Raw genomic sequence first — 3,588 nt, 5'->3', positions numbered from 1 at the left:
GAAAAGGGAAGAATGAAGTGAAGACTTTATTCTTCCTTTTTCTTTGTATAGTTTTTTATTTTTTTATATTTTTTTGCTTTATGCAAGCATTTTCACTTAAAAAATGGTATCATATTAAAAGTAAACGTATACATTTATTCTGCTATAAAGTATTCGTGAAGATATTTTGATTAAGGGGGAAATTAAATGGTAGGAATTGTCCTAGCTAGTCACGGTGGCTTTGCTGATGGAATCTTTCAATCTGCTGAAATGATTTTTGGTAAGCAAGAAAATCTCGCTCATGTGATTTTAAAACCAGATGAAGGTCCAGATGATATTAGAGCTAAGATGGAAAAGGCGGTTGCTTCTTTTGATGATCAAGATCAAGTTTTATTTTTGATTGATCTATGGGGAGGTACACCATTTAACCAAGCCAATAATCTTGTAAAAGAACATGAAGATACTTGGGCAATTGTTTCTGGTATGAATTTACCAATGGTTATTGAAGCTTTAGGCCAGAGAATGGGAAGTGACAATGCTCATGATATTGCAAAAGCTATTGTTAAACCAGGTCGTGATGGTATAAAGACTCAACCTGAATCTCTTATGCCGAAAGAAGAAGCGAAAGCAGTTCCAAGTACTAGTTCACAACCACAAGGTGCTATTCCTGAAGGGACTGTTATTGGTGACGGTCATATTAAGTATGTTTTAGCTAGAATTGATTCACGTCTTCTTCATGGACAAGTAGCAACAGGTTGGACTAAGGCAATGAATCCAAATCGTATTATCGTTGTTTCTGATAATGTTGCTAAAGATAAAATTCGTAAGACAATGATTAAAGAAGCAGCACCAGCTGGTGTACCAGCTAACGTTGTTCCAATCGATAAAATGCTACAAGTAGCCAAAGATCCACGTTTTGGAAATACTAAGGCATTGATCTTATTTGAAAATCCAGAAGATGCACTTAAAGCTATTGAAGGTGGAATGGACATTAAAGAATTGAATGTTGGATCCATGGCATATAGTGATGGTAAAGTGAATGTCAATACTGTTTTGGCAATGGATCAAAAAGATATTGATACATATAAGAAATTAAAAGATTTGGGCGTTAAATTTGATGTTCGTAAAGTTCCTTCTGATGGTAAACAAAACATGGATGAACTTTTGGATAAAGCTCAAAAATTAGTTGATGAAAAGAAATAAATTACAGGAGGATTTATATAAATGAATGCTATTCAGATGATTCTGGTAGTGATCGTTGCCTTCTTTGCAGGTATGGGAGGAATTCTTGATGAATTTCAATTCCAACAACCTCTAGTGGCATGTACTTTAATTGGTTTGGTTACTGGGAACTTAACTATTGGTATTATTCTTGGCGGTTCACTACAAATGATTGCTTTAGGTTGGGCTAATATTGGTGCTGCCGTTGCTCCAGATGCAGCTTTAGCATCTGTTGCTTCAACTATTATTTTGGTTCAAGGTGGACAAGGACAAAAGGGTATTGGTACTGCGATTGGTATTGCTATTCCTTTAGCCGTTGCTGGTTTGTTCTTAACTATGTTAGTTCGTACTATTTCTGTTGCCATTGTTCATATTATGGATAGAAAAGCAGCAGAAGCTAACTGGAGAGCTATTGACCGTTGGCAAATGATTGCTGTTGCTTTACAAGGTTTACGAATTGCTATTCCAGCTGCCTTATTACTTGCTATTCCAGCTTCTGTTGTTCGTGCTGCCTTAAATGCAATGCCAGCATGGTTAAACGAAGGTATGACCATCGGTGGTGGTATGGTTGTTGCCGTTGGTTACGCTATGGTTATTAATATGATGGCTAGCCGTGAAGTATGGCCATTCTTCATCATTGGTTTCTGTTTGGCAGCCGTTAAAGAATTAACTTTGATCGCTCTTGGTGGTATTGGTATTTCCCTTGCTATTATGTACCTTGCTCTTGAAGGTTCTAAGGGTGGAAACAACAATAACTCTAATTCTGGTTCAGGCGACCCATTGGGCGACATCCTGGATGATTATTAAAATTTGAGTGAGAGGAGGCTAATTATATAATGACTGAAACTGCACAAAAGAAATTAACTTTAAGTAAATCAGATCGTATTAAGGTTTGGTGGCGTTCTACTTTCCTTCAAGGTTCATGGAACTATGAAAGAATGCAAAACGGTGGTTGGGCTTACAGTTTAATCCCAGCATTAAGAAAATTATATCCTGAAAAGAAAGATCTATCCCTTGCCTTAAAGAGACACTTGGAATTCTTTAATACACACCCATACTTAGCATCACCTATTATTGGTGTTACTCTTGCTTTGGAAGAGGATAAGGCTAACGGTGCAGATGTTGATAACACTGCTATTCAAGGTGTTAAAGTTGGTATGATGGGACCTTTAGCCGGTGTTGGTGACCCAGTATTCTGGTATACAGTTCGTCCTATTATTGGATCATTAGGTGCATCACTTGCTTTGAGTGGTAACATCTTAGGACCTATCTTGTTCTTTGTATTATGGAATGTAATTCGTATGGCATTCTTATGGTACACTCAAGAAATGGGTTACAAAGCTGGTACTAAAATTACAGAAGATGCCTCAGGCGGTTTATTACAAAAAATTACCCGTGGAGCTTCTATGATGGGTATGTTTGTTATCGGTGCTTTAATTGAGCGTTGGGTAACAATTAACTTTAAACCAGTTGTTTCAAGCGTTCCGCTTCAAAAAGGAGCTTATATTGATTGGAACACCCTTCCAAAAGGAGCAGAAGGTATTCACAAAGCTTTGAGTGAATACAACTTAGGTAATGGTATGGCCTTAGATAGAATTAAGCAAACAACTTTACAACAAAACTTGGATAGTTTAATTCCTGGTCTTGCTGCAGTTCTATTAACTTTCTTATGTATGTGGTTATTGAAGAAGAAAGTTTCACCAATCGTTATCATTATTGGTATCTTTGTTGTTGGTATTGTAGGTCACGTAATTGGCTTACTATAACAATTAATCAGATAAGAAACGGTCTTGTTTAGACCGTTTTTCTTATATATGAAAAGGTTTTTTATATGGTTCAATCATTAAATACAAAATCAGAGTATGTAGATGCTGCGACTTGGTTTAGAGGAATTCCTACATATGGAAAAGTTTTAGTCGGAGATAAAGGGTTTGAGTTTTATAGTGATAATAATCCAAATGACTATGTACAGATTCCTTGGGATGAAGTAACCATTGTAGTTGCGGATGTATATTTTGGTGGAAAATATATTCCTCGTTTTAAGATTTGTACTAAAAAAAATGGTAGTTTTATTTTTGCTGCGAGACATGTAAAGCCAACTTTACGCGCTATTAGAAAGCATGTACCAGCAGATAACATGAGAAAAGCTCTTACCATTTGGCAAAAAATCAAACGGAATTTCACACGAAATTAAATAAAAATATCAAAAATAATTTCTTAAAATAGAAGGATTGAGTATCATTTTATCTAAAAGGAGACATGGTATCTCAGTCTTTTTTTAATACTCTTGTTTAAAAAATAAAAATCGCAAATTGCAATAATAAATTGAATACTTTTAGTTAAGCTGCTTGATAGATTAGATCTAATTCTCTTTCAAAGATTTCATCT

Annotated in this window: 4 protein-coding genes; all 4 read left to right on the top strand. The window is 35.5% G+C overall.

Going from position 1 to position 3,588, the window contains the following annotated elements; genetic code table 11:
* Positions 1 to 186 precede the first annotated feature (186 nt).
* Complete coding sequence (locus FD18_RS02930) at positions 187 to 1,182, top strand: PTS sugar transporter subunit IIB (RefSeq protein WP_057718488.1); 996 nt, start codon at positions 187 to 189, stop codon at positions 1,180 to 1,182.
* Between the two features lie 21 nt (positions 1,183 to 1,203).
* Positions 1,204 to 2,007, top strand: a complete 804-nt coding sequence (locus FD18_RS02925; protein ID WP_057718486.1) for a PTS mannose/fructose/sorbose transporter subunit IIC — start codon at positions 1,204 to 1,206, stop codon at positions 2,005 to 2,007.
* 29 nt (positions 2,008 to 2,036) lie between these two features.
* A complete protein-coding gene (locus tag FD18_RS02920; RefSeq protein ID WP_004898108.1) occupies positions 2,037 to 2,966 on the top strand; it encodes a PTS system mannose/fructose/sorbose family transporter subunit IID in 930 nt (309 codons plus the stop codon).
* Positions 2,967 to 3,031: 65 nt separating this feature from the next.
* Positions 3,032 to 3,394 (top strand): DUF956 family protein, encoded by a 363-nt coding sequence (locus tag FD18_RS02915; protein WP_057718484.1) that lies wholly within the window; start codon positions 3,032 to 3,034, stop codon positions 3,392 to 3,394.
* Positions 3,395 to 3,588: the final 194 nt, after the last annotated feature.

Source organism: Lactobacillus taiwanensis DSM 21401 (assembly GCF_001436695.1).
Lineage (GTDB): Bacteria > Bacillota > Bacilli > Lactobacillales > Lactobacillaceae > Lactobacillus > Lactobacillus taiwanensis.
This window is presented reverse-complemented; position numbering and strand designations above follow the sequence as displayed.

Bases quoted from the DNA above. Each gene is read 5' to 3' on its own strand.
- FD18_RS02925 (WP_057718486.1), top strand. From the start codon at position 1,204: ATGAATGCTATTCAGATGATTCTGGTAGTGATCGTTGCCTTCTTTGCA.
- FD18_RS02930 (WP_057718488.1), top strand. From the start codon at position 187: ATGGTAGGAATTGTCCTAGCTAGTCACGGTGGCTTTGCTGATGGAATC.
- FD18_RS02915 (WP_057718484.1), top strand. From the start codon at position 3,032: ATGGTTCAATCATTAAATACAAAATCAGAGTATGTAGATGCTGCGACT.
- FD18_RS02920 (WP_004898108.1), top strand. From the start codon at position 2,037: ATGACTGAAACTGCACAAAAGAAATTAACTTTAAGTAAATCAGATCGT.